Source organism: Nocardia sp. CA-135398, assembly GCF_050955845.1.
Taxonomy (GTDB): Bacteria; Actinomycetota; Actinomycetes; order Mycobacteriales; family Mycobacteriaceae; genus Nocardia.
Window position 1 is genome coordinate 2,282,288 of the sequence record NZ_CP192084.1, and the last position, 23,567, is coordinate 2,305,854.

The window sequence follows — 23,567 nt, forward strand, 5'->3', positions numbered from 1 at the left end:
GCGCGCATAGCGTGAGCCCTCCAGATGAGTGCGCAACCATGTGGTTCGCCAGGGAGGTACCCGGCTATGCGGTAGCGTCGCCATGATGAGTGTGCACCTACTGATCATCAGTGGGTGCACACTCATTTGTGGGACAAGTACCGACCGTAGCGTTGCGACATCGGGGTCCAGCACAGCTACGGCAAACAACTAACTTGGAGCACCTCAGTTGGCCGACACCACCGTCCTCGCCACCGTCACCGGACCCGACCGGCCCGGTGTGACCTCCGTGCTGCTCGCGGCGATGTCGCGGCATCATGTGAGCCTGCTGGATGTGGAGCAGGTCGTCATCCGCGGCCGACTGACCCTCGGCGTGCTGGTCACCTGCCCGAGCGATCCGGAGGCGCTGCAGGACGAGCTCGAAGAGGCGATGAATACCGTCGGCATGCATGTCGACGTGGAGGTCGACGCACAGATCGGCAGGCAGCCGATGTCCACCCACGCGGTGGTCATCCTCGGCGCGCCGGTGACCGCACGCGCATTCAGTTCGATCTCCCGTCAGCTCGCCGCGCTCGGCGCCAATATCGACACCATCCGCGGCATTGCCGACTACCCGGTGACCGGGATGGAACTGCTGGTCACCGCGACCGATACCGGACCTGATTCCGATGCCCGGCTGCGCACGGCGCTCGCCGAGGTCGCCGTCGCCGAACAGGTGGACGTCGCGGTGGAGCGGGCCGGACTGGCCCGCCGGGCCAAGCGGCTCATCGTCTTCGACGTCGATTCGACCCTGATCCAGGGCGAGGTGATCGAGATGCTCGCCGCGCACGCCGGGGTGGAGGATCAGGTCCGGGAGGTCACCGAGGCGGCCATGCGCGGTGAAATCGACTTCGCCGAATCGCTGCGTCAGCGGGTGGCGACCCTCGAGGGGCTGGACGAATCGGTGATCGAGGAGGTCGCCGACCGGATCGAGCTGACTCCGGGCGCACGCACCACCATTCGGACCTTGCGCCGCATCGGATTCCGCTGCGGTGTGGTCTCGGGCGGCTTCCGTCAGGTGATCGAACCGCTCGCGCACGAACTGGAATTGGACTTCGTGCAGGCGAATACGCTCGAGGTGGTGGACGGCAAGCTGACCGGTCGGGTGGTGGGCGAGATCGTCGACCGTGCCTTCAAGGCCACCGCGCTGCGCAAGTTCGCGGCGGAGGCGGGGGTGCCGATGGAGCAGACCGTGGCGGTCGGTGATGGCGCCAACGACATCGACATGCTCAATGCGGCCGGGCTCGGTGTCGCCTTCAATGCCAAGCCCGCCTTGCGTGAGGTCGCCGACGCGGCCCTATCGCACCCCTACCTGGATGCCATCCTGTTCATCCTCGGCGTGACCCGTGACGAGGTGGAGGCCGCAGATGCCCGCGACGGCGGAATCCGTCGGGTGCCGCTCGTCGGAAGCTGAGTCACGTCTCGGGAATGCCGCGGGCGTTTCGAAGCTTGCACTCGAGGACGTCCGGGAGACCGGTGTCTCGTCCGCACGGCAGTTTTCGTTGACGATCGAGGTGGAGTGATGTCGAGTATTCCGGAGAGCGCCGCCGGACTCCGGGACGGCGGTGGCGCGGCGGCCGAATCGTCCACGGGCATAGCGGGTTTCCGCATTCGGCATGCGGAGCTGGCGCGCGGTTACGGCGGTCTCGGCGATCCGGAGGATCCCGCCCTGGTGCAGGCCATGCAGATGGTGTTGCACATTCCGAAGATCGATCCGCCGCGCCGCAGTGCGCTACTGGAGGCCGCGGCGGCGGCCACGGTGGCGCTGTGCCTGGATGAGCGGGTCGGTCCCGAGGGAGTGTGGGAGCAGCGGTTCCTGGCCTGGAAGCGGTCCCGGATCCGCAAGGTGGCGCGGCGGGCGCGCGGTGCGCAGTGGCTGGCCGCGAACGAGGTCGACGGGGTGACCGTCGAGGTGGACGGTGCGCAGGCGCGAGCCTTCGTGCCCGGGCCGGTCGGCGAGGTCGATTCGCGGATCAGGCGGCTGCAGATCAACGGCACCGACCTCGAACACGACGATCCCGGCCCGGCGGATCCCGACCTGCCGACGCTGTGGGTGAACGCGAAACTCGGCATGACACTCGGCAAGGCCGCCGCACAGGTCGGTCACGCCAGTATGTTGCTCGCTGGTGCCCTGACCGAGGAGGAGGCGCTGCGGTGGTCGTGGCGCGAGTTCCGATGCGCGGTGCGCGAATCCGGACCGCAGCGGTGGGCGTCGCTGTGCGAGCAGGTGTCTCGTGGGCACGCCGTCGCGGTGCGCGACGCCGGTTTCACTGAAGTCGCGCCAGGATCGATAACTGTGATCGCGGTACCCGGATTGCTCGGGTGAATGGCTTGATCCTCGCAGTTTGGGTAGGTTGCTCGATTCCGCTGGCGCAGATCGTCGCGCGGATGTTCCGCTCCACCGATGAGCCGCCGAAAAATCCGCCGGGAGCGGTGCGCGCACCGGCCGCGGCGGCACGGCGTCGCGGCCGAATGGCCACGTCGTGGCTACCGGCATGGGTCGGTCGTACGAACACCGCGCATTTGGGCCAAGATGGAGCCCGTGCCGCAACCGGATCCCGATCTGCTCATTGATTTCACCGACGTGACCATCCGACGCTCGGGTCACACCCTCGTCGGCCCGGTCACCTGGCAGGTCGAGCTCGACGAACGCTGGGTGGTCCTCGGACCCAACGGCGCGGGCAAGACCTCGCTGCTCCGCATGGCCGCCGCCGAAGTGCATCCGACCTCGGGCATCGCCCATCTGCTCGGTGAGGTCATCGGCAAAACCGATGTCAGCGAACTACGACCACGCATCGGCTGGTCCTCGGCCGCGGTGGCCAGCCGAATTCCGCGCGAGGAGAAGGTCAGCGATCTGGTGGTCTCCGCCGGTTACGCGGTCCTCGGGCGCTGGCGCGAGCGTTACGACGATGTCGATACCGACCGCGCCATCGATATGCTCGAAAGCCTCGGTGCCGAACATCTTTCCGATCGCACCTACGGAACCCTGTCCGAGGGGGAGCGCAAGCGGGTGCTGATCGCCCGCGCGATGATGACCGATCCTGAGCTGCTGCTGCTCGACGAGCCCGCCGCCGGTCTGGATCTGGGCGGCCGTGAGGAGTTGGTGGAACGCCTCGGCGATCTGGCCTCGGATCCCGATTCGCCCGCCATGGTCCTGGTGACCCACCATGTCGAGGAGATCCCGCCGGGCTTCACCCATGGCCTGCTGCTCAACGAGGGCGCGGTGGTCGCGCAGGGTTTGCTGCCGGATGTACTGACCGCCGAGAACCTGAGTGAGGCCTTCCGTCAGTCGATCGCGCTGGATCGCGTCGATGGACGGTACTTCGCGCGGCGCGCGCGCCGCTTGGGGCGGCACCGTTCGCGCTGACGTCGGCAGTGATCTGGATTACGCCGTAAAACAAGCACGCGTTAGGGTGCAGGGGTGAGCGGGCGTGAACCATCGACAAAGCGCGCAATTGTGCACGACGGAACCGGGCGTCACCGGAGCACGGTTGTGCGCCGGCGTCAGCGACCGAGCAGTCAGCACGGCGCAATTGGCATAACGGAACCGTGCGTGAGCGGGGGTGCAGTCGTGAGCGAGTGTCAGGGAGTGAGCCATCGCCACAGTGCGCCACCGCGTACGACCGAGCTGAGCGTCAGCGAGGCGCGGCCGTGAGCGAGACGAATGCGCAGGATCCGATTCCGTCGGTCAAGGACGCGTCGACGGTGATGTTGGTGCGTGACGGTGCCACCGGGCCCGAGGTGTTCCTGCAGCGCCGAGTCGGGGCGATGGCATTCGCCGCCGGTATGACCGTTTTTCCGGGCGGGGGTGTCGATCCGTCCGATGGGACCGCCGATATCGAATGGGCCGGACCCGAACCCGCTTGGTGGGCCGCGAAATTCGGCACCACCGAGCCGAGGGCCAAGGCGCTGGTCGCCGCCGCCGTGCGCGAAACCTTCGAGGAATGCGGAGTACTGCTCGCCGGGCCGACCGGCGAAACCGTCGTCTCCGATACCACCGGCTACCACGATGCCCGGGCTCGGCTGGAGCGGCGTGAGGTGTCGCTCGCGGCCTTCCTCGCCGAGGAGAAGCTGGTGCTGCGCGCGGATCTGCTGCGGCCGTGGGCGAATTGGATCACCCCGGTGATCGAGCCGCGGCGCTATGACACCCGGTTCTTCGTCGCGGTGCTGCCGCAAGGGCAGCTCGCCGATGGTGCCACCTCCGAGGCGGCCGAGGTGCAATGGCGCACCGCGGCCGAGGCGCTCGAGCGCTGGCGCGCTGGCACCGATGTGCTGTTACCGCCGACCTGGTCGCAGCTGGATGCCATTGCCGAATTCGCTTCCACCGCGGAGATTCTGGCGGTCGACCGGGTGATCGAACCGATCATGCCGGTGCTCGCCGGCGACAGCGGACGGCAGGTGCTCGAGTTCCCGGACAACCATCGGTACTTCGCCGGAATGCCGGATACCAGCAGGCTCAGGGGATCCGCGCGTCCGTGAGGCAGTAGGTTTCCTGCCATGGCCGAATTCGTGACCCTGGAGTTACCGGAGGATCCCGCCGTCCGTGGCGTTGCCGTCCTCCGGATCGACCGCCCGCCGCTGAACCTGCTGAACGCGCAGCTGGTGCGGGAGGTGGCCGAGGCGGCGGAGATTGTCGCCGCGCAGCCCGGGGTCGCGGCATTGGTCGTCTACGGCGATGAGCGGGTCTTCTGCGCGGGCGACGACCTCGCCGAACTCGCCGAGCTCGGCCCGGAGCAGGCCGAAGCCATGGCCGCCGATCTGCAGGCGGCACTGGGTTGCCTGGCCAAGGTGCCCCAGCCCACCGTCGCGGCGATCAGCGGCTACTGCCTCGGCGGCGGCCTGGAACTCGCCCTCGCCGCCGACCGCCGCATCATCGGCGACAACGTCAAACTCGGTCTGCCGCAAATCAAGGCGGGCCTCATCCCCCTCGCGGGCATTCGCCGCCTTTCACTACTGATCGGCCCCGGCCCCGCCAAGGATCTCGTCTACACCGGGCGCTTCGTCGAGGCCGACGAGGCCCGCACCCTCGGGCTGGTCGACGAGGTCGTAGCCCCCGACGACGTCTACACCACCGCCCTGCGCTGGGCCCGACAATTCACCGACGCCCCCACCCGAGCCCTCGCCGCCGCTAAATCCGTCTTCGAAGCAGGTCCCCACGGCCTCGACCGCGCCCGCACCGAATGGACCACCCTCTTCACCACCGAAGACCGCCGCATCGGCACGGAGTCCTACCTTGCCGACGGCCCAGGTTCAGCAACATTCGTCGGGCGCTGAGAGATCGGACGGGCTCGATCGCGCCGCGGCTGGATTGGCAGGCGATTTGTCCGGCTGAGGTTCGGGTTGCCAACTGTCGTTCCTGGGCGGGAGTCCAGGACCTTCGGTGCCGCGATCGGACGGGTCGGGATCGGTCGACGTGAGCGCCGATGCCGACCATAAACAGGAACACGTTCCTGCGTGACGGGTCGTGCGACTTCCGCGGCACTCGATGATCGTGCGTCCCGCTCGAGCCCCAGGTTGCTGGTCGCATCCAGGGCGTGCGGCGGGGCGTGGGCGGATCATCGGGGAGGTTCGGAACCAGAACGAGTCTCGGGGACGGGGTGGCAAGCCGGAATCAGTTCCTACTCACTGGTCCGCTGCACACGTGCGCTGGAGGGTTGGCTAGGCTTGCCCACCATGACGGTCCACCCCGATGACCCGGCGCCGAACCCGCATGCCACCGAGGCCGAGGTCGAAGCAGCGCTGAAGGATACGAAGCTCGCCCAGGTGCTCTATCACGACTGGGAAGCCGAGACCTATGACGACAAATGGTCGATTTCCTATGACGAGCGCTGTATCGACTATGCCCGCGGCCGGTTCGACGCCGCCGTCGGCCCCGCGCCGCTGCCGTACGAGCGCGCGCTGGAACTGGGCTGTGGCACCGGCTTCTTCCTGCTGAACCTGATGCAGGGTGGCGTAGCGAAGTCCGGTTCGGTCACCGATCTCTCACCGGGCATGGTGAAGGTCGCACTGCGCAATGCCGAGAACCTCGGGCTCGACGTCGACGGCCGGGTCGCCGATGCCGAGACCATCCCGTACGAGGACGACACCTTCGACCTCGTCGTCGGCCACGCGGTGCTGCACCACATTCCGGATGTGGAACTGGCGCTCAAGGAGTGCCTGCGCGTGCTCAAGCCGGGCGGGCGTTTCGTCTTCGCCGGTGAACCGACCACCGCGGGCAACTTCTACGCCCGCTGGCTCGGCCGCATCACCTGGAAGGCCACCACCACCGTGACCAAGCTGCCCGCACTGTCGGGTTGGCGGCGTCCGCAGGCCGAACTGGACGAGTCCTCGCGTGCCGCGGCGCTGGAGGCGGTCGTCGACCTGCACACCTTCGATCCGAGCGACCTCGAGGCCATGGCCCGCCGCGCCGGTGCGACCGACGTCAAGGCGAGCACCGAGGAGTTCGCGGCGGCGCTGTGGGGTTGGCCGGTGCGCACCTTCGAGGCGGCCGTGCCGGACGAGAAGCTCACCATGGGCTACCGGATGGCCATGTACCGCGCATGGCTGCGGCTGAGCTGGTTGGACGAGAACGTTATGCGCCGGGTGGTGCCGCGCCAGTTCTTCTACAACGCCATGATCACCGGCGTGAAGCCGGGCGCCGCCGCCAAGTAGTGGGTTACCGCTTCGGCCGCGAGGATGTCGCCTTCCTCGGCAGCGCGGCGGGTAGCGCCGCGCTGGCTGAGGTGGATCGGCTGGAGTTGACTGCCGCGACGCACCTGCGCGATCTGGAGCGGGTCCGTCGCGAATTCGGCGAGCGGTCGGGCGCACTCGTGGAAACGGTGCGCCTGCGCCGCCGCGCCACGGCCAAACTGGTAGATACCGACCAGTGGCTGTTCACCGATGACGCACTGCAGCAGGCGACACCGACACTGGTGGCCCGACACCGCGCCACGCGCCTGTCCGGACGCGCCGTACACGATGTGACCTGCTCGATCGGCGCGGAACTCGCGGAACTGGCTCGCACCTGCCCCTCGGTACTCGGCAGCGACCTCGACGACGTGCGCCTGTCCATGGCCGCGCACAACCTCGCCGCATCCCGAAATGTCCTGCTGGCCAAGGCCGATGCCCTCGTCCCGACCAGCACCGGCACGGTCGTGATCGCCGATCCGGCCCGCCGCGCGGACGGTCGCCGCACCCACGATCCGGCCAAACTGCAACCCCCGCTCCCGGATCTGCTTGCCGCCTATCCCGGCCGCGACCTGGCCGTAAAGTGCGCTCCCGGACTGGATTTCGACCGCCTGAACTGGCCGGGCGAAATCGAGGTCGTCTCCCTCGACGGCGCGGTCCGCGAGGCCTGCCTGTGGTCGCCGGGTCTGTCCGAGACCGGCGTCACCCGCCGCGCGACGGTCCTCACCTCCCGTGGCGAATCCGTCGCCTACACCGACGCCAGCTCCGACGAGATCCCGCAACAGCCCCCCGGCGAGTGGATCATCGACCCCGACGGTGCCATCGTCCGCGCGGGCCTGGTGCGCCACTACGCCGCCGAACACGGCCTCTGGCAACTGGATCCGCAGATCGCGTACCTGACCGGCAACACCGTCCCACACGGCGTCCGCGGCTTCCGCATCCTCGACCGCCTCGAATTCCGCGAAAAAGCCCTCCGCCAAGAACTGACCCGCCGCAACTGCGGCGCCCTGGAAATCCGCATCCGCGGCCTGGACATCGACCCCGACACCCTCCGTAAACGCCTGAAACTCCAAGGCACCCACCCCTACACCCTCATCCTCACCCGCCTATCCCGCACCGCCGCCGCCTTCCTCTGCACCTAACCCCCGAGAACGCACTATCGGAGAGCCCCGCCCCGCCATCGTCGAGAATGTATTGCTGGCGGGGCGCTTTCGATGTTTGCCGGTACCAGCACATGGTGATCAGGCGTTCAGGACCGCGCTGGCCCTCAGCGCCGTTGGTTGCTGGTGCCTCTACCCATCCTCGCTGGGGCGGGGGTTGGACGGCCCAAACGACTACTGCTCAGGCTTGAAGGTGAAGACTTCGCCTATGCGGGTGGCCAGGACTACCTCGCCCTTGGGGCCGATGGAGGTGCCGGTGGTGGTGCCCTTGGCGTCGGGGAGGACGTCCGAGTCGACGGTCGCGCCGGATTTGGTGTCGAAGGTGATCAGGTTGATGCCGTCGCCGATGGCGGCGGCGGTGTAGCCGGTGTCGCCCGCGGTCTGGACGGGGGTGCCGCGCAGGGTGAGATCCTTACGCTCCCAGACGATTTCGGCGGTGTCACCGTTATCGCGCAGGGCGAGCAGGTGACCGTCGTCGCCGGCCGGGATGATCAGGCCGTCGCGGGAGACCGAAATGCCGCCGCGTGGAGCCCAATCCAGCGGCTGCACCCATTTGGTCCGACCGTCCGCCGCGTCGATGGCGATGAGGCGCTTGGAGTTGTCGCCGACGTAGACGGTGCGGCCGTCGGCGGACAGCGTAGGACTGGTCGCGCTGCCGTCGGTGAGCAGGTCCGCGCTCCATTCCTGTTGAATCTTATTGTCGGCGTAGCGCAATGCGACCAGTGCGGCGATCGGCTTGCCCGGCTTCCATAGCGTGACGAAGAAGCGGCCGCTGGACACCTCGATCGGCGAAATATTGGCGACCGGGCACTGCGGTCCGCCTGTCGCGCAGTCGTCGAGACCCTGACCCGACGCGGGTCGGGTGAGGTCCGGGTACTCCAGGAAATCGGGATCGCCGAGCAGTTGGGCGGTGCTGACGACGCGCTCGCCGGTCTGGCGGCTCAGCACATCCAGCTGACCGGACTGGGTGACCGTCAGGATATTCCCGTCGCCGGTGAACTGCGCCGAAACCGGTACGCCCGCAACGGGAGTCCGCCAGCGCGGCTGCCCGATCGAGTTGAACGCGCTGACCCCGCTGTCGTCGCCGACGTAGACATTGGTACCACTGTCGACCACCGATGGCGCGGAGATCGCATTCGGTCCCAGCGCGTTGCAGAAGCGCTTGCGGCCGGTCCGCATCTGCAGCGAGAGAATGGCGCAGTTGTTCGGGGCCGACGTGGTGAGGAACATCTGCCCGTCCGGGCCGACCGTCAAGGGTTCCTCGATCGGCCCACCGACCGGTCGTGACCAGCTCAGCGATAGTTTGCGCGAGCCGGTGACCGGGCTGACGCCACTGTTGCGGCCGTCGTGGTGCGCGGTGGTCCAGCCCTTGCCCGATCCGACGGTGATGTCGTCGACGTCGGTACCGCAGCCCGTCAATACCAGTGCGCCGATGGCCGCCGCCGCACCCAGTCGGGACAGGGTCAGCCTGCGCGCCGGATTGGCCAGTACGCCGCCGCTTCGCACCTGCTGCACTCCTGTCGTCGTGGACCTGACCGAAAGCGTGTCGACCCCGGAACGTGCACCACCCAAGTCGGGTTGCCCGCGTGGAGGTTCGCCGCCGCCGTCGGCGACGCAGCAGTCACTGTACGGGAGGGTCGGCCGACGTTGTACGGGTCCCGGCCGTGTTTTCCGACCGGATAAGCTCTAGCCGTCGCGACCGGGACGGTCGCCATATGAAGGACCACGACAGGAGATGAGTTCGTGACGAGCATGTGGGGCGCACCGTTGCGCTCGCGGTGGCGCGGCTCGCGTCGCCGGGATCCGCAGCAAGCGCGATTTCTGACGCTGGCGTCGCTGCGCTGGGTGCTCGCGAACAAGGCGTATACGCCTTGGTATCTGGTGCGGTACTACCGGCTGTTCAAATTCAAGGCGGCCAATCCGCATATCGTGCTGCGCGGCATGGTCTTCCTCGGCAAGCGCGTCGAAATCCACGCGACCCCCGAACTGGGACGGATGGAGATCGGCCGCTGGGTGCATATCGGTGACGGCAATGCCATTCGCTGCCACGAGGGGTCGCTGCGCATCGGCGACAAGGTCGTCTTCGGCAAGGACAATGTGGTCAACACCTACCTCGATATCGAGATCGGTGAATCCACGCTGGTCGCGGACTGGTGCTACATCTGCGACTTCGACCACCGTATGGACGACATCAACATGCCGATCAAGGATCAGGGCATCGTCAAGAGCCCGGTCCGCATCGGCCCGGACACCTGGATCGCCGCCAAGGTGACCGTGCTGCGCGAAACCCGCGTCGGCCGCGGTTGTGTGCTCGGCGCGCATGCGGTGGTCAAGGGCGAGATTCCGGACTACAGCATTGCCGTCGGCGCACCCGCCAAGGTCGTCAAGAATCGCAAGGCGACCTGGGAGGCCGGTGCCGAGGAGCGCGCCAAATACATTGCCGCGCTGGAAGATATCGAGCGCAAGAAGAACGGCGCCACCCAGTCGGCATGAGCTGACGCAGTGAGCGAACAGAAAACAGCCGCCCGGGCGGTCACGCCGGAGCCGAGCGCAAGCGAGGCATAGGCATGAGCGCCGTCGAGCCCCGGGATCCGTACTGGACTCGGGGCTCGCGCTATTTCGGACGTCGCGTGTCGGTGACAGTCGGTACGGTCACGGCATGAACAGGTACGCGGCGCTGTTGCGCGGGATCATGCCGATGAACCCCAATATGAAGGGGGAGAAGCTGCGCGGGGTGTTCGAGGGGCTCGGATTCGAGAAGGTCGCCACGGTATTGGCCAGCGGCAATGTGGTCTTCCGTACCGCGGACACCGATATCGGGAAGTTGGAAGCCCGCATCCAGGACGCCCTGAACAGTGAACTCGGCATTCCGGGCGGCACCATCGTGCGCACCTACGACGAACTGCGCGACCTGCTCGACACCGATCCGTTTCCGGGCCTCACCCACGGTCGCGGCACCTACCTCACCGCGACCTTCCTCAAGCAGGCCCCGCCGAACGTCGCCGAAGAACTGCGCAAATATTCCGAACCCGGCGTCCGGATCGTCGGCTACGACACTGCCGCCCGGGTCGTCCTCGCGGTCATCGACAACACCGAACCGCGCACACCGAATTTCATGGCGTGGCTGGAGAAGACCTACAGCAAGGAAATCACCACCCGCACCTGGCTCACCATCCAGAAGATCGTCAAGAAGCTGGAGAGCTAGGCGCTACTTCGGATCGCGTTCAGGGAGGGGGCGTTCCACGATGCTAGGGCGGCCGAGGGGGTTGCGGACGCGGCGTTTGGCCGAGGTGTAGACCAGGGCGGTTTCCGCGGCCACCACATCCCAGGCGAAGTCGGCGGTGAGGCGTTCGCGCGCGGCGTAGGCGCGGTCCTGGGCGGCGGCCGGATCGTCGAGGGTGGCGCGCACGGCTTCGACGATGCCGTCCACGTCCGCCGGTTCGAAGGAAGCGCCGGTGACACCGTCGATGACGGCCTCGCCGAGACCACCCGCGGTGGAGGTGATCAGCGGGGTGCCGGCGGCGGCGGCTTCGAGTGCGACGATGCCGAAGGGTTCGTAGCGGCTCGGCAGCACGATGGCATCGGCGCCGTGCAACCAGCCCAGCAGTTCCTCGTGATCGAGCTGACCGGCGAAGATCACCGCGCGCGCGACTCGATGCACCCGTGCACGTTCCCGCAGCCATTCGAACTGGGTGCCGATACCGGCGACGGTCAGTGTGGTGCCGGGGTGGGCGCGGCGGATGCGCGGCAGCGCGGCGATCGCGTCCTGCACGCCCTTCTCGTATTCCAGCCGACCCACATAGAGCAGCCGTGGCGGACCGGTGCGAGGTGCCCGCGGCCGAAAGGTCCACGCGCCCACATCGATTCCATTGCGGATCACCGTCATCGGCACCCGCTCGGGGCCGTAGAGCCGCTCCACCTCGTCCTGCATGGACGTCGAGCAGGTGATCAGCGCGTCCGATTCATTGGCAAGCCACCATTCGACCGAATGCACCTGCTTGTTGACCCGCCCCGAGACCCAACCGCTGTGCCGCCCTGCCTCGGTGGCGTGGATGGTCGACACCAGCGGCACGTCGTAGTACTCGGCCAGCGCGATCGCCGGATGCGCGACCAGCCAATCGTGCGCGTGCACGACATCAGGCACCCAGCCGTCGCCGATGCCGGGCTTGCCGAGCGCGATACCCGCGCGCACCATCGCATGGCCCATGGCCAGCGTCCAGGCGAGCATGTCCTCGCCGAAGTCGAAGCACGGCGGATCCTCCGCGACCGCGACCACCAGCACGCCCTCGGCGATGAAGGAGTGGGTGGGGTGGGTCACGGAGTCGGTGCCGGAGGGGCGGCGGGCGAGCACGACCACTTCGTGACCGGCCGCGGCCAGTTCGACCGCCAGGTGATGCACATGGCGGCCAAGCCCACCGACCACGACCGGTGGGTACTCCCACGACACCATCAAGATCTTCATGAATGTCCTTATCAGGCGGAGTCTCGGTCCGCGATCGCCAGCCGCCGCGCGTCCAAACTCGGGAAGAACCCGTCGGCCGCCCCCCATCCTGCCGCCAACTGGTGTGCTTTGGCGACTTGGCCCGCGCCGACGGCGGCCGCGATCTCCCGCACGGCGTGGGCATGTCGGTGCGCGCGGTCGCGTGCGTAGCCGGCCGCGGAGTCCTTGCTGACCATGAATGCCCAGTCGCTGGAGACGGTGAGGATGGCCTCGCGCAGCAGTTGATCGGCAATCGGGTCGCGCAGTGCGGGGCCACCGTCCGCAGCCCGCATTTTGTCGAGCGTATCGAGGGTGAGCCGGACGATATCGTCGTTCAGTTCCACCAGGTCTTCGACCTGGTCACCGGCCCATACCCGCCAATCCTTACCCGAACCCCAGGACGAATCAGCCAGTGGCACCGGCTCGCCGACGAACCCGCCCGCCCTGGCATCGGCCAGGGTGCCGACGGTGACGCCCGCCTCGGGCAGTGCCCGCAACACCTGGGCCAGCCACTGCGGACCCTCATGCCACCAGTGCCCGAACAATTCGGTGTCGAATGCGGCCACGACCAGGGCCGGACGTCCGATGCGCGCCGATTCGTCGATCAGCCGTTCGCGCACGGTCCGCACGAAATCGTCGACGTCGCGGACCACCGCCGAGGCCGCCAGTTCCGGGTCGTACGGTGCCTTGTCCGGACCGGCCACCGTCTTGCCGGTGACGCGGGCGGGCTTGAGACCCGTCGCATGGTCATAGTGATGAAAGTCACGGTAGGCGCTCTGCCCCGGATAGCCGGACTTGGGCGACCAAACCCGGTAGCTCACTTGCAGATCCCGCCCGAAGGCCACCACATCCGATTCCCGGACCGGGCGGCCGAGGGTGGTATCGCCGCGCAAGGCGGGTCCGTCGACCATGAAATGCGTCACACCCGCGGCCGCGTATCCGGTCTCCATGCCGGGGGTGTAGCCGCATTCGGGCGCCCAGATGCCGGTCGGGGTGTGGCCCCAGCGCTGCCGGGCATCGACCAAGCCCTCGCTGAGCTGGAAGGCGCGCAGGCGGGGGTGCAGCAGCGGCTGGAACGGGTGCGCGAGCGGGCCACCGAGCAGTTCGATGGCGTCGGCGTCGATGAGCTGTCGCCACACCGGAGCCGCGCCGTGGCGCCAGTGCCGTTCGAATTCCGCGAGTGCCGCCGCGGCCAGCCGGTGCTCATGCCTGCCGAGCGCGATATTGCCCGCCATCGCGGCCTCGTCGGCGCGCAGCTGCCAATTGCCGAGCCAATGATGCATGCCCGCAAGGCAATGCGGATCGTCCAGCTGGGCGGCGAGCACCGGCGTGATGCCCAGGCTGAGCAGATGTGAACGCCCTTCGGCGGCAAGGGTTCTCAGTACGTCGACGAGCGGAAGGTAGGACGCGGCCCAGGATTGGTAGAGCCATTCCTCGCCGACCGGCCAGCGGCCGTGGTGCGCCAGCCAGGGCAGATGGGAATGCAGGACCAGGGTGAACTGGCCGGGAACTTCAGTCACGGCTTCACCGCGATGGCGACCAGGTCGAGGCTCGCATCGATGTCCTCGGTGATCAGTGCGAAATCGTCGATGGCGACCGCGGCGACATCGGCGGTCAGCTCGGCGGGCCACGGTTGTCCGGCAAGCGCGCGCTCGATCTGCGCATCGATGAACGAACCACCGTGCTTGACGTCCAACGCCTTCAGGGTCGGCCCGTGGTGCACACCGGTCATGAGCGTGACCCGGAAACCCGCGTCGACGAGCAGTTCGGTGAGTTCGTCGGCATTGAGTTCGCGGGTGTGGAACGGGTTGAGCGGGGTATCGCGACCGGGGGAGAAGGTGATCCGGTTGGGCGTGCTGATCAGCAGTTCACCGCCGGGGCGCAGCACCCGCAGGCATTCCCGGATGAACTGGCCCTGGTCCCAGAGATGTTCGATCACTTGGAAATTCACCACGACATCGACCGACTCGTTCTCCAGCGGCAGCGCGGCGAGATTGCCCTGGATCATCTTTACGCGCGGGTAGCGGGCGCGCACGTGCTCGACCGCGCTGGTGTCGTAGTCCAGACCGATCACCTCGGCGGCCACGTCGGCGATCATGTTCGCGCCGTAACCCTCGCCGGACCCGGCCTCCAGCACCGTCTTTCCGGCGCATCGCTCGAGCAGGCGCGCATAGACGATCTCGTGCCGACGGAACCAGTAGTTCTCCTCGGCGATGCCGGGTACGGTCCGCTCGCCGGTCAGCGGCAACGGCTCGACGGCCGTCTCGGGAGTAATGCCCGGGGTGGTGCCCATTGCGGCAGGGATCACAGCCTCGCTCATCGCTCCGACGTTACTGGTTGGACGGCCGCAAGATATCGCCAGGACCACTGTTGTGAGAGAGAAGCGACTAAGTTACCCATGAGTAACTTAACGTAGGGTAGTGTCACGCCCTGAGCTACAAACAAGGACGTACGGCGCAGCTCGTGCGACCACCACACACGTGTAACCAGAACAGGAGGTCGACGAAGACCGATGCCGAACATCGTCGTACTCATCAAGCAGGTTCCCGACACCTGGTCCGAGCGCAAGCTGACCGACGGTGACTTCACCCTCGATCGCGAAGCCGCCGACGCCGTTCTCGACGAGATCAACGAGCGCGCCGTCGAAGAAGCGCTGCTGATCAAGGAGGCCCAGGGCGGCGAGGTCACCGTGCTGGCCGCCGGACCGGACCGGGCCACCGAGGCCATCCGCAAGGCGCTTTCCATGGGCGCCGACAAGGCCATCCACATCAACGATCCGGCGATCCACGGCTCCGACGCCGTGCAGACCGCCTGGGTGCTGGCCAGCGCGCTGGGCCAGGTCGAGGGTGTCGAGCTGGTCATCGCGGGCAACGAGGCCACCGACGGTCGTTCCGGTGCGGTGCCCGCGATCATCGCGGAGTACCTGGGTCTGCCGCAACTGACGCACCTGCGCAAGCTGACCGTCGACGGCGACAAGATCACCGGCGAGCGGGAGACCGACGAGGGCGTGTTCAAGCTGGAGGCCACCCTCCCGGCCATCGTCAGCGTCACCGAGAAGATCAACGAGCCGCGCTTCCCGTCCTTCAAGGGCATCATGGCCGCGAAGAAGAAGGAAGTACAGACCTTCACGCTGGCCGACCTGGGCGTCGACCCGTCGACCGTCGGTGTCGCCAACTCGGGCACCGCCGTCACCGCGGCCACCCCCAAGCCCCCGCGCACCGCGGGCGAGAAGATCGCGGACGAGGGCGACGGCGGCACCAAGATCGCCGCGTACCTGGTCGGTCAGAAGATCATCTGATCCCGCCCGAGACTGCTTAGGAGAGAACACAAATGGCAGAAGTACTTGTGCTCGTCGAGCACGCCGACGGTGCGATCAAGAAGGTCAGCACCGAACTGCTCACCGCCGCGAGCGTGCTCGGTGAGCCCGCCGCCGTCGTGACCGGCCCGGCCGGCACCGGCGAGAAGCTGGCCGACGCGCTGGCCGCCGCGGGCGCCGCGAAGATCTACATCGCCGAATCCGACGATGTCGAGAACTTCCTGGTGACCCCGAAGGTCGACGTGCTCGCCGGTCTGGTCGAGTCGGTTTCCCCGGCCGCCGTTATCGTCGCCGCCACCGCCGAGGGCAAGGAGGTGTCGGGCCGCCTCGCCGCGCGCATCGGCTCCGGTCTGCTCGTCGATGTCATCGACGTCAAGTCCGACGGTTCGGTCGTGCACTCCATCTTCGGTGGCGCGTTCACCGTCGACGCCAAGGCCACCGGCGACGTGCCGGTGATCTCGGTGCGTCCGGGCGCCGTCGAGGCCACCGCCTCGGCCGGTGCGGGCGAGAAGGTGACCGTCGAGGTGCCCGCGCAGGAAGAGGGCGTCGTGAAGGTGACCTCGCGCGAGCCGATCGTCGGTGGCGACCGTCCGGAGCTCACCGAGGCGAGCATCGTCGTCTCCGGTGGTCGCGGTGTCGGTTCCGCGGACAACTTCGCGGTCGTCGAGGCGCTGGCCGATTCGCTCGGCGCCGCCGTCGGTGCCTCGCGTGCCGCGGTCGACTCGGGCTACTACCCCGGTCAGTTCCAGGTCGGTCAGACCGGTAAGACGGTCTCCCCGCAGCTCTACATCGCCCTCGGCATCTCCGGCGCCATCCAGCATCGCGCCGGTATGCAGACCTCGAAGACCATCGTCGCGGTCAACAAGGACGAAGAGGCCCCGATCTTCGAGATCGCGGACTACGGCATCGTCGGCGACCTGTTCAATGTCGCCCCGCAGCTGACCGAAGCCGTCAAGGCGCACAAGGGCTGAGCGCTCGCGCACTGACGCCGCCTCGTGGCCCCGGCTGACAGCCGGGGCCACGGGTGTTTCCGGGGCCTATCATCACTGCGGCATGTCGTGCCCCGTATCGAGCGTCCTACCTGCCTGAGGCATATGGCACTGAATGGCCGGAGGCCGACCAGGTGTCCGCCCGGTCGGCCCCATGATCGTGGCCTTCGATCAGTCTGTCGACACCGCGACCTCGTGACCGGAGCCCCTGCGCCGGAACGGTCGCAACCGCCGCGACGGGCGGTGCGGCTGCGCCTCGGCCGACTCCGGGTCCTGTACGCGAGTTGCTGTCGCCTCGATCCAATCCGATGCCTCGATGGCCCCGTGGCGGGACAGATCGGTGCCGCGCACTGCTTGTTCGCACCGGCGAGCCAGGTCACGGCGATCGAGTCCGGGATACTCGACCGGCTCGAGCACCACCTCGGCGATCATGCCGCGCGAGCGCAGGACCCGCTTCGCCGACGTGCCGAAGCTGTCGTCGCCGACGAATCCGGGAATGGTCGATTGCGTGCCGTGTGTGTCCAGATACCGCAGACGCACCGGCTGCACCGAGGTTCCGGTGTCCACCGCCGCCTGGAAGAGCGCGGGCCGCATGGTGCCGTAGGCGCGGCCACACCAGGTTGTGCCCTCGGGGAACACCGCGACCCGGTCCCCGGCCGCCAGCCGTTCACCGAGGCGCGCCACCACACCCGGCAGTTCGCGCAGCCGTTCGCGCTCGATCGGAATGACCCGCATGAGTTTGGCCAGCCCGCCGAGCAGCGGCCAATCGACCATATCGGCGCGGGCCACGAAACCGAGTGGCTGCACCGCGGCCAGGACGACCACGTCGGTCCAGCCGATATGTCCGGCCACGATCAGCAACCCGTCACCCGAATCGCCGAAGCGCGCATCGGCCGAATCCCCCGCATCGGCTCGGTTGTCGACAACGCGCAACCGAATCCCGAGACAGCTCAAAACAGTTCGCGCATACCGGCGCTGCAGCTGTTCGCGCCGACCGCGCGGGGTCACGACATTGACAATGGGAAAGCTGACCAGCAACCCGACCACACCGAATAGTCGGCCGATCACCCGCGCGGTGCCGATCTCATCGACCGGACCGATACAGCCGGGCCCACACGGACTCGACGGCATCCAGGCATGCGCGGAGCGCTCCGCGGGCGGCGCGTCGAACACCATCCGACTCACCGTCCCCCGTCGAGTGCATTGGCCGCGTCTTGTAATCGGTTGAGGTAGCGGGTGTTGATGGTGTCCAGGCCGAGCAGCGCGACGAAATCGGCGACCGCGAAGTCCGGATCGTGCGCGGGTTCACCGCAGATCTCCGCGCCGAGGCGCAGATACCCGCGCAGCAGCGGGGGAAGTTTCGGGCGCGCGGGTGGTGTCATCTCGTCCAGCGTCAGCCCGTCGACGACCACCGGGCGGTACGGGTGCACCCGCCGCTCGGGATCGGATCCGTGACGGCCCAGCAGCATATCCCGCACGCCGCGCACATTCACTCCAACCGGATCGGTGGGGGTGTCCTGCATGGGCACCGAGACGCAGCCCATCACCCACTCGTATCCGGTGAGCTGGATGTAGTGCAGGATGCCCGCCCACATGAGGGTCAGCACCGAGCCGTTGCGGTGGTCGGGCACCACACACGCACGGCCCATTTCCACGATTCGGTTGCCCGCCGGATCCAGTTGGGCCAGATCGAATTCGGTGGCCGTGTAGTAACCGCCCGCGGCAGTCACCTTGTCCGGCGGCAGCATTCGGTAGCAGCCGACGAATTCCTCGGTCCGATCATCCCGGACCAGCAGGTGATCGCAGTACTCGTCGAAACGGTCCGCGTCCAGACCCGTTCCGTTGTCGGGTATCTGGAAACCGGGCTCACTGGCGAACACGCCGTAGCGCAGGCGCTGCGCGGCCAGCCGATGCGCCGAATCAGAGGAGACGACCAGCGAATACCGAGACCGTTCCGCCCCGGAGTCCGTCGGTCGAGCCGGGGCTGTCAACACGGACGAAATAGTCATATCCGTGATGAAGCCAGTCCGAAACTGCGCCGGAGCAACCTCGAAGTGTCGCCTCGATGCCGGTTCGGTGAACGAGGCGATGATCACACCGAGCGTTCACCGAACTGTCGCGTCGCGTTCTGTCTCCCGCATCGCTACCGCCGCCTTTTGCCTGATCCGTGACCTTTTCGGTACCGGTCAGGCCGCGTCGCGCTCCGCTATCCGCACTGGATCCTCGGCCGCGTCCACCTCATCGAAGCCGGGTCGACCCGTGCCGATGAAGGCGACCAGCCACGAGGCCACGGCGGCGAAACGGTTGCGGAAGCCGACCAGGTACAGCAGGTGTACCGCGAGCCACATGGTCCACGCGATGACGCCGCGAAAGGTGATGTGCTCGTTGAGTTTCACCACCGCGCTGAACCGGCTGATCACCGCCATGCTGCCCTTGTCCCAGTACTTGAACGGGGTGCCGGGGAGCTTCTTGCGGCGGATGATGTCGGCGGCGTGCCTGCCCTCCTGCATGGCCACCGGCGACTGTCCCGGATAGCCGTTGAGCGAGGTCATATCGCCGATGGCGTAGATATCGGCATGTCCGCCGACGGTCAGGTCCGGATTGATCAAAAGCCTTCCGGCCCGGTCGGTTTCGCAGCCGGTGGCCTCGGCCAGCAGCTGCGCGAATCCGCCCGCCTGCACACCCGCCGACCAGACCACCGTCTCGGCCGCGATCCGGCGCTCGACGCCCTGCTTATCCTTGACGGTCACCTTGCCGAATTCGATATCGGTCACGAAGGTGCCAAGCAGCACCTCGACGCCGCTCTTGGTCAGCGATGCCTTCGCGTATTCCGAGAGCCCGCCGCCGAAGGGCGGCAGCACCTCGCCCGCACCCTCGACCAGGGTCACCGAAACCTCTTGGTGGTAGTGCCGTTTCGCGAGTTCCTTCAGCTGACCCGCGACCTCGACACCGGTCGCACCCGCACCGACCACGACGAAGCTCAGCAGTCGCTTGCGGGTCTCCGCATCCGCGCCCTCGGCCTCGGTGAAGACCCGTTCGATCTGTGCGCGCAGCAGCTTCGCATCGTCGATGGTCTTGAGCGAGAACGTCTTGTCGGCGAAATCGTCGCGGCCGAAATACGACTGCGAGGCGCCGGTGGCGGCGATCAGCGAGCCGTAGCGGATCTGTGTGTGCGTGCCGTCGTGCTCGTAGGTGAGCACCGCGTTGTCGGCCTCGATGGCGACGACCTTGCCGAGCCGGACGTCGGCCTCCTTATGCCTGCGCAGTACCGAGGCGATCGGTGGGGCGATCTCGTGGGAGGCCAGCACACCTGTCGCGACCTGGTAGAGCAACGGCTGGAAGAGATGCTCCGGAGTGCTCGAGATAAGAACGTAATTGATACCCGATTTGGCCAACTGCTTAGCGGCGGCAAGCCCCCCGAATCCCGATCCAACGATGACAACATCTGCGTGTTCCATGACAGCCTCCTTCTCTCATTACCAACCGTCATTCGAACCGCAGATATTTCAGGTGTTCAGGCGCATAATAGATATGACTCTTATCTGGATTGCTCATGAATTGGAGATCACGTGGAGCTTCGCCAGCTCACCTACTTCGTCGCGGTGTGCGAGGAGTTGAGTTTCAGCAGGGCCGCGGCCCGCTGTTACATTTCCCAATCGGCGATCAGCCATCAGATCGCCCGGTTGGAACGTGACCTCGGCGTTGCCTTGTTCGAGCGCTCGACCAGGGCTGTTGTACCGACCGACGCGACCATGCGGCTACTTCCCCTGGCTAAGCAGATGCTCAGTCTGGAGTCGGCCATCCGGGCCACCGTGCGCACCTCGGGCCACCGCATCCGGCTGGCCGCCAATATGTCCTTCGCGACCCGATCCCTGTCCGCGATCGCCGGAGCGCGCGCCGCGCATCCGGATGCCGAGATCGAATTCGTCATCAAACCGTTCCGGCAGCGGATCACCGCGGTGGCCGACGGCGACTGCGATCTCGCACTCATTCGTGGCAGCGTCGACGAGCCCGGTCTCGCGGTCGAGAAGCTGTGGATCGAGGACCTCGTCATCGCCACCTCCGCCGCCCATCCGCTGGCCCCGCGCGACCAGGTGACGCTGGCGGATCTGAGCCAGTATCCGCTGCTGCTCCCGCCCGAACAGGAACAGGTCCTGCTGCACAATGTGATTCGGGCCGCCTTCGCCGACCTAGCCGCGGGCCCCACCTTCGGTCCGCCGATCCCGCCGGACCACACCGCGACCATGGAGCTGATCAATCGCCCGGACGCCTGGACCGTGCTCTACGCCGACAGCCCGACCGAGGGCCTGGTCGTACTGCACTTGGCCGAGCACCGACTACGGATTCCGGTCTCGGCGGTCCTGCGCAGCGATGCGCGCCGCTCGCCCATCCTCACCACGCTGCTGTCCGGGTTGCACCGCCGCTGAGACCTGCGGCCGCCTGCGGAATCCGGCTGCCGGTCAGGCATTTTCGCGAGTGAAACTGCGCGCGCCGATCACCATCGCCACCGCCGCGACGGCCAGCGTGAGCCCGGTCCCGAGGTACACCTCGGACGCGCCGAAGTCACCGCGGAACAGCGCCCTGGCCGCATCGACGGTGTGCGAGAACGGATTCACCTTGCCGATCGTGCGCAACCAGCTGGGCCCGACACTCAACGGCAGCAGAATGCCGGACAGCAGCATCAGCGGCACCGCGAGACTATTGAGCACCGAGGCGAGCACGTCCTCGGATTTGGCCCACAGCCCCAGCGCATAGGATGCCGCGGCCAAACCTGCTGCCATTACCGCGATCAACAGGACCGACAGCACCACGCCGAGCGGATCCGGCCGAACTCCGAAGGCCGCCATGGCAACTCCGACCAGCACCAGTGCCTGGACGACCAGGACGACCATATCTTTGAACACGCGTCCGGTCAGCAGTGCGCCTCGACTCGCTGGCGTGACCCGCTGCCGTTCGATCACCCCTGCGCGCAGTTCCGCCACGATGCTGAATCCGACATAGATCGCGCCGAACAGCCCGGTCTGAATGACCAGCGCGGGCGTGAGCAGCTTCCACGGATCGGCATCCGCACCCAGCGCCGGCGCGATGCCCTTGACCAGCGGCCCGAACAGCACCAGATACAGCACCGGTTGGGACAGACCGATCAAGACCCACACCGGATTTCGCAGATTGGCCCGCAGTTGGGACCAGAAGATCAGCCCGGTCTCGCGCATGAACCTCATGAGTGACTCGCCTCCCGCAGCGATCGCCCCGTAATGGTGAGAAAGACATCGTCGAGGCTGGGACGTTTGACAGTGAGCGCACCGGGCACGAGTCCACGCTCGTCCATGGCACGCAACAGCGGTACAACCGCGGCGTCGCCGCGATCAACGGTGAGATGCAGCAGCGTCGTGCCGATCCGGTCCGCGCCCGCGTCCTCCGAGCGCACCAGTGAGCGCACCTCGAGCACCGACTGGGCGGCCTGTAGTGCGAGATCGGCTTGGCCGTCATCGATTTCGAAGCTCACCACGTCGCCGGAGATACGGCGTTTGAGTTCGTCGGGCGAGCCCTCGGCGACGATGCCGCCGTGGTCCATGATGAGCAGGCGATCACACAGTGCGTCGGCCTCATCCAGATAGTGCGTGGTGAGCACGACCGTGGTGCCCCGCTCGCGCAGCCGCCGGATGTGCTCCCACAGATTCGCGCGGCTCTGCGGATCCAGTCCGCTGGTCGGCTCGTCGAGGTAGATCAGGGTCGGGCCGTGCACCAGGCCGAGTGCGATATCGACGCGGCGGCGCTGACCGCCGGAGAGCTGGTTGCATTTGCGCCTGCCGAGTCCGTCCAAGTCGAGCGCGACGAGCAGTTCTTCGGCATTGTGCACCGCCTGCGCCTTGCTCAGCCCGAAAAGCCTTGCCTGTAGCACTAATTCGTCGATGACCAGGGCGTCGTCATTGGTCATTCCGCCCTGGGCGACATAGCCGATGCGCGAACGCACGGTCCGCTGTTCGGCCCGTAGATCAGCGTCGGAGATGACCGCCTCACCCTCGGTCGGGGCGATCAGGGTGCTGAGCATTCGCAGCGTGGTGGTCTTACCCGCGCCGTTGGGACCGAGCAGGCCCAGGATCTCGCCCGCGTACACATCGAAGTCGACGCCCGTAACCGCTTGGACGGGGCCGCTTTTGGTTGCAAACGTCCGCGCCAGCCCGCGCACCCGGATCACCGAGGTGCGGGTGCGATCGCGAACGGAGTCGATCGTTTCCACCTGAACAACGGTAGGGAACGACCGGCAAATAGTCAAGCTTTACTATTCAGTCTTGATCAGTCGATGATCGCGCTCCGGCCGTCCAGCCGCGTCGGGAACCGATCCCATACCGCCAATTCGCCACTTTCGATGCGCTGCAACGTTTGCTGCGACCAGCGCAGATCGGCCCGGATATGTTCGGAGGCCAACCGGATCGCGTCGGCGACATGATGCGGTTCGGTCTCCGCCGGATCGCCGCTGCCGGCCATCACGCGACGCTCCTCGCGATCGAGCTGCTCGAGTTCGGCCTCGAATTTCTTGACCCGACTGCGCAATGCGGCGATGACCTCGTCCCTGGGCGCCTGCGGTAGCAGCGCGACCGCCGCGGCATACGGATGCTTCGGCTGCTCGGTATCCCACAATGCGTCGCGCAGCAGCTGCGCGAAGACCTTCTCGCCCTCGGCGGTGAGCCGATAGGTCGTGCGCTCCGGTCGCGCACCGTCCTGTCCGACGCCCTCCACCGCGATGAGCCCGTCACGCTGCAAGGTGTTCAACGCGCCGTACACCGAGCCCGGCTTCACATTCGCCCAGTTGTCCGCCCGCCACGACAGCAACTCCCGCCGAACGTCATAACCGTGCACCGGCGCCAGCAGTCGCACCACGGCGAGCACCAGCATCCGAGTCGTTGGAACAGCCATATTCGCAGGCTATCCCACCC

Annotated in this window: 22 protein-coding genes; 12 read left to right on the forward strand and 10 right to left on the reverse strand. The window is 67.1% G+C overall.

Annotated features, from left to right (window positions below; all coding sequences use genetic code 11):
• Positions 1-208: 208 nt before the first annotated feature.
• The 7 genes from serB to ACQP1T_RS10190 all read left to right on the forward strand — a co-directional run bounded on the left by serB (position 209) and on the right by ACQP1T_RS10190 (position 7,826).
• Positions 209-1,432 (forward strand): phosphoserine phosphatase SerB, encoded by a 1,224-nt coding sequence (gene serB / locus ACQP1T_RS10160; RefSeq protein WP_433759690.1) that lies wholly within the window; start codon positions 209-211, stop codon positions 1,430-1,432.
• 108 nt (positions 1,433-1,540) lie between these two features.
• Positions 1,541-2,344, forward strand: a complete 804-nt coding sequence (locus tag ACQP1T_RS10165) for a peptidyl-tRNA hydrolase (RefSeq protein ID WP_433759691.1) — start codon at positions 1,541-1,543, stop codon at positions 2,342-2,344.
• A gap of 207 nt (positions 2,345-2,551) precedes the next feature.
• Positions 2,552-3,385, forward strand: a complete 834-nt coding sequence (locus ACQP1T_RS10170; protein ID WP_397032710.1) for an ABC transporter ATP-binding protein — start codon at positions 2,552-2,554, stop codon at positions 3,383-3,385.
• 284 nt (positions 3,386-3,669) lie between these two features.
• Complete coding sequence (locus ACQP1T_RS10175; protein WP_433759692.1) at positions 3,670-4,497, forward strand: NUDIX hydrolase; 828 nt, start codon at positions 3,670-3,672, stop codon at positions 4,495-4,497.
• A gap of 18 nt (positions 4,498-4,515) precedes the next feature.
• On the forward strand, positions 4,516-5,292 hold the full coding sequence (locus tag ACQP1T_RS10180; protein WP_433759693.1) for an enoyl-CoA hydratase-related protein: 777 nt from the start codon (positions 4,516-4,518) through the stop codon (positions 5,290-5,292).
• A gap of 399 nt (positions 5,293-5,691) precedes the next feature.
• Positions 5,692-6,669 (forward strand): class I SAM-dependent methyltransferase, encoded by a 978-nt coding sequence (locus ACQP1T_RS10185; RefSeq protein WP_062984990.1) that lies wholly within the window; start codon positions 5,692-5,694, stop codon positions 6,667-6,669.
• Complete coding sequence (locus ACQP1T_RS10190) at positions 6,669-7,826, forward strand: THUMP-like domain-containing protein (RefSeq protein ID WP_433759694.1); 1,158 nt, start codon at positions 6,669-6,671, stop codon at positions 7,824-7,826. The genes ACQP1T_RS10185 and ACQP1T_RS10190 overlap by 1 nt, the downstream gene beginning before the upstream one ends.
• Before the next feature lie 192 nt (positions 7,827-8,018).
• Here the strand turns inward: ACQP1T_RS10190 and ACQP1T_RS10195 are convergent, their stop codons facing one another.
• The gene (locus ACQP1T_RS10195; protein ID WP_433759695.1) at positions 8,019-9,350 is read right to left on the reverse strand and encodes a PQQ-binding-like beta-propeller repeat protein; all 1,332 of its coding nucleotides are present in this window, start codon (positions 9,348-9,350) and stop codon (positions 8,019-8,021) included.
• A gap of 237 nt (positions 9,351-9,587) precedes the next feature.
• Here ACQP1T_RS10195 and ACQP1T_RS10200 point away from each other — a divergent pair, with 237 nt between their 5' ends.
• Entirely contained in the window at positions 9,588-10,337 is a 750-nt protein-coding gene (locus tag ACQP1T_RS10200) for an acyltransferase (RefSeq protein WP_355189333.1), read from the forward strand.
• A gap of 166 nt (positions 10,338-10,503) precedes the next feature.
• Positions 10,504-11,049 (forward strand): DUF1697 domain-containing protein, encoded by a 546-nt coding sequence (locus ACQP1T_RS10205; protein WP_433759696.1) that lies wholly within the window; start codon positions 10,504-10,506, stop codon positions 11,047-11,049.
• Between the two features lie 3 nt (positions 11,050-11,052).
• On the opposite strand, the gene ACQP1T_RS10210 is transcribed toward ACQP1T_RS10205, so the two are convergent.
• Genes ACQP1T_RS10210 through ACQP1T_RS10220 form a run of 3 tightly spaced genes read right to left on the reverse strand, consistent with a single transcriptional unit; the run spans position 11,053 to position 14,617 of the window.
• Positions 11,053-12,306, reverse strand: coding sequence for a glycosyltransferase family 4 protein (locus ACQP1T_RS10210; RefSeq protein ID WP_433759697.1), 1,254 nt, complete (start codon positions 12,304-12,306; stop codon positions 11,053-11,055).
• A gap of 11 nt (positions 12,307-12,317) precedes the next feature.
• Positions 12,318-13,844: a 1,4-alpha-glucan branching protein domain-containing protein gene (locus tag ACQP1T_RS10215; RefSeq protein ID WP_433759698.1), complete on the reverse strand. Its 1,527-nt coding sequence runs from the start codon at positions 13,842-13,844 to the stop codon at positions 12,318-12,320.
• Positions 13,841-14,617, reverse strand: coding sequence for a class I SAM-dependent methyltransferase (locus ACQP1T_RS10220; protein ID WP_433762125.1), 777 nt, complete (start codon positions 14,615-14,617; stop codon positions 13,841-13,843). The genes ACQP1T_RS10215 and ACQP1T_RS10220 overlap by 4 nt, the downstream gene beginning before the upstream one ends.
• A 219-nt stretch (positions 14,618-14,836) precedes the next feature.
• Here ACQP1T_RS10220 and ACQP1T_RS10225 point away from each other — a divergent pair, with 219 nt between their 5' ends.
• Together ACQP1T_RS10225 and ACQP1T_RS10230 are read left to right on the forward strand one after the other, a co-directional pair.
• Positions 14,837-15,622, forward strand: a complete 786-nt coding sequence (locus tag ACQP1T_RS10225) for an electron transfer flavoprotein subunit beta/FixA family protein (RefSeq protein WP_364359644.1) — start codon at positions 14,837-14,839, stop codon at positions 15,620-15,622.
• Between the two features lie 32 nt (positions 15,623-15,654).
• Entirely contained in the window at positions 15,655-16,611 is a 957-nt protein-coding gene (locus ACQP1T_RS10230; RefSeq protein ID WP_433759699.1) for an electron transfer flavoprotein subunit alpha/FixB family protein, read from the forward strand.
• Positions 16,612-16,800: 189 nt separating this feature from the next.
• Here the strand turns inward: ACQP1T_RS10230 and ACQP1T_RS10235 are convergent, their stop codons facing one another.
• From ACQP1T_RS10235 to ACQP1T_RS10245, 3 genes are all read right to left on the reverse strand, one after another.
• Positions 16,801-17,814: a lysophospholipid acyltransferase family protein gene (locus tag ACQP1T_RS10235; RefSeq protein WP_433759700.1), complete on the reverse strand. Its 1,014-nt coding sequence runs from the start codon at positions 17,812-17,814 to the stop codon at positions 16,801-16,803.
• Entirely contained in the window at positions 17,811-18,638 is an 828-nt protein-coding gene (locus ACQP1T_RS10240; RefSeq protein ID WP_433759701.1) for a GNAT family N-acetyltransferase, read from the reverse strand. Before ACQP1T_RS10240 ends, ACQP1T_RS10235 begins: the two co-directional genes overlap by 4 nt.
• 177 nt (positions 18,639-18,815) lie before the next feature.
• On the reverse strand, positions 18,816-20,087 hold the full coding sequence (locus ACQP1T_RS10245; protein WP_433759702.1) for an NAD(P)/FAD-dependent oxidoreductase: 1,272 nt from the start codon (positions 20,085-20,087) through the stop codon (positions 18,816-18,818).
• A gap of 111 nt (positions 20,088-20,198) precedes the next feature.
• Here ACQP1T_RS10245 and ACQP1T_RS10250 point away from each other — a divergent pair, with 111 nt between their 5' ends.
• Positions 20,199-21,056 carry a LysR family transcriptional regulator gene (locus ACQP1T_RS10250; RefSeq protein WP_062984968.1) on the forward strand — a complete coding sequence of 286 codons (858 nt, stop codon included), beginning with the start codon at positions 20,199-20,201 and terminating at the stop codon, positions 21,054-21,056.
• Between the two features lie 33 nt (positions 21,057-21,089).
• Here ACQP1T_RS10250 and ACQP1T_RS10255 read toward each other — a convergent pair whose 3' ends face one another.
• The 3 genes from ACQP1T_RS10255 to ACQP1T_RS10265 are packed head-to-tail and all read right to left on the reverse strand — an operon-like array spanning position 21,090 to position 23,547.
• Positions 21,090-21,851 carry an ABC transporter permease gene (locus tag ACQP1T_RS10255; RefSeq protein ID WP_433759703.1) on the reverse strand — a complete coding sequence of 254 codons (762 nt, stop codon included), beginning with the start codon at positions 21,849-21,851 and terminating at the stop codon, positions 21,090-21,092.
• Positions 21,848-22,870: an ATP-binding cassette domain-containing protein gene (locus ACQP1T_RS10260; RefSeq protein ID WP_433759704.1), complete on the reverse strand. Its 1,023-nt coding sequence runs from the start codon at positions 22,868-22,870 to the stop codon at positions 21,848-21,850. Before ACQP1T_RS10260 ends, ACQP1T_RS10255 begins: the two co-directional genes overlap by 4 nt.
• A gap of 56 nt (positions 22,871-22,926) precedes the next feature.
• The gene (locus tag ACQP1T_RS10265; RefSeq protein WP_433759705.1) at positions 22,927-23,547 is read right to left on the reverse strand and encodes a PadR family transcriptional regulator; all 621 of its coding nucleotides are present in this window, start codon (positions 23,545-23,547) and stop codon (positions 22,927-22,929) included.
• Positions 23,548-23,567 lie beyond the last annotated feature (20 nt).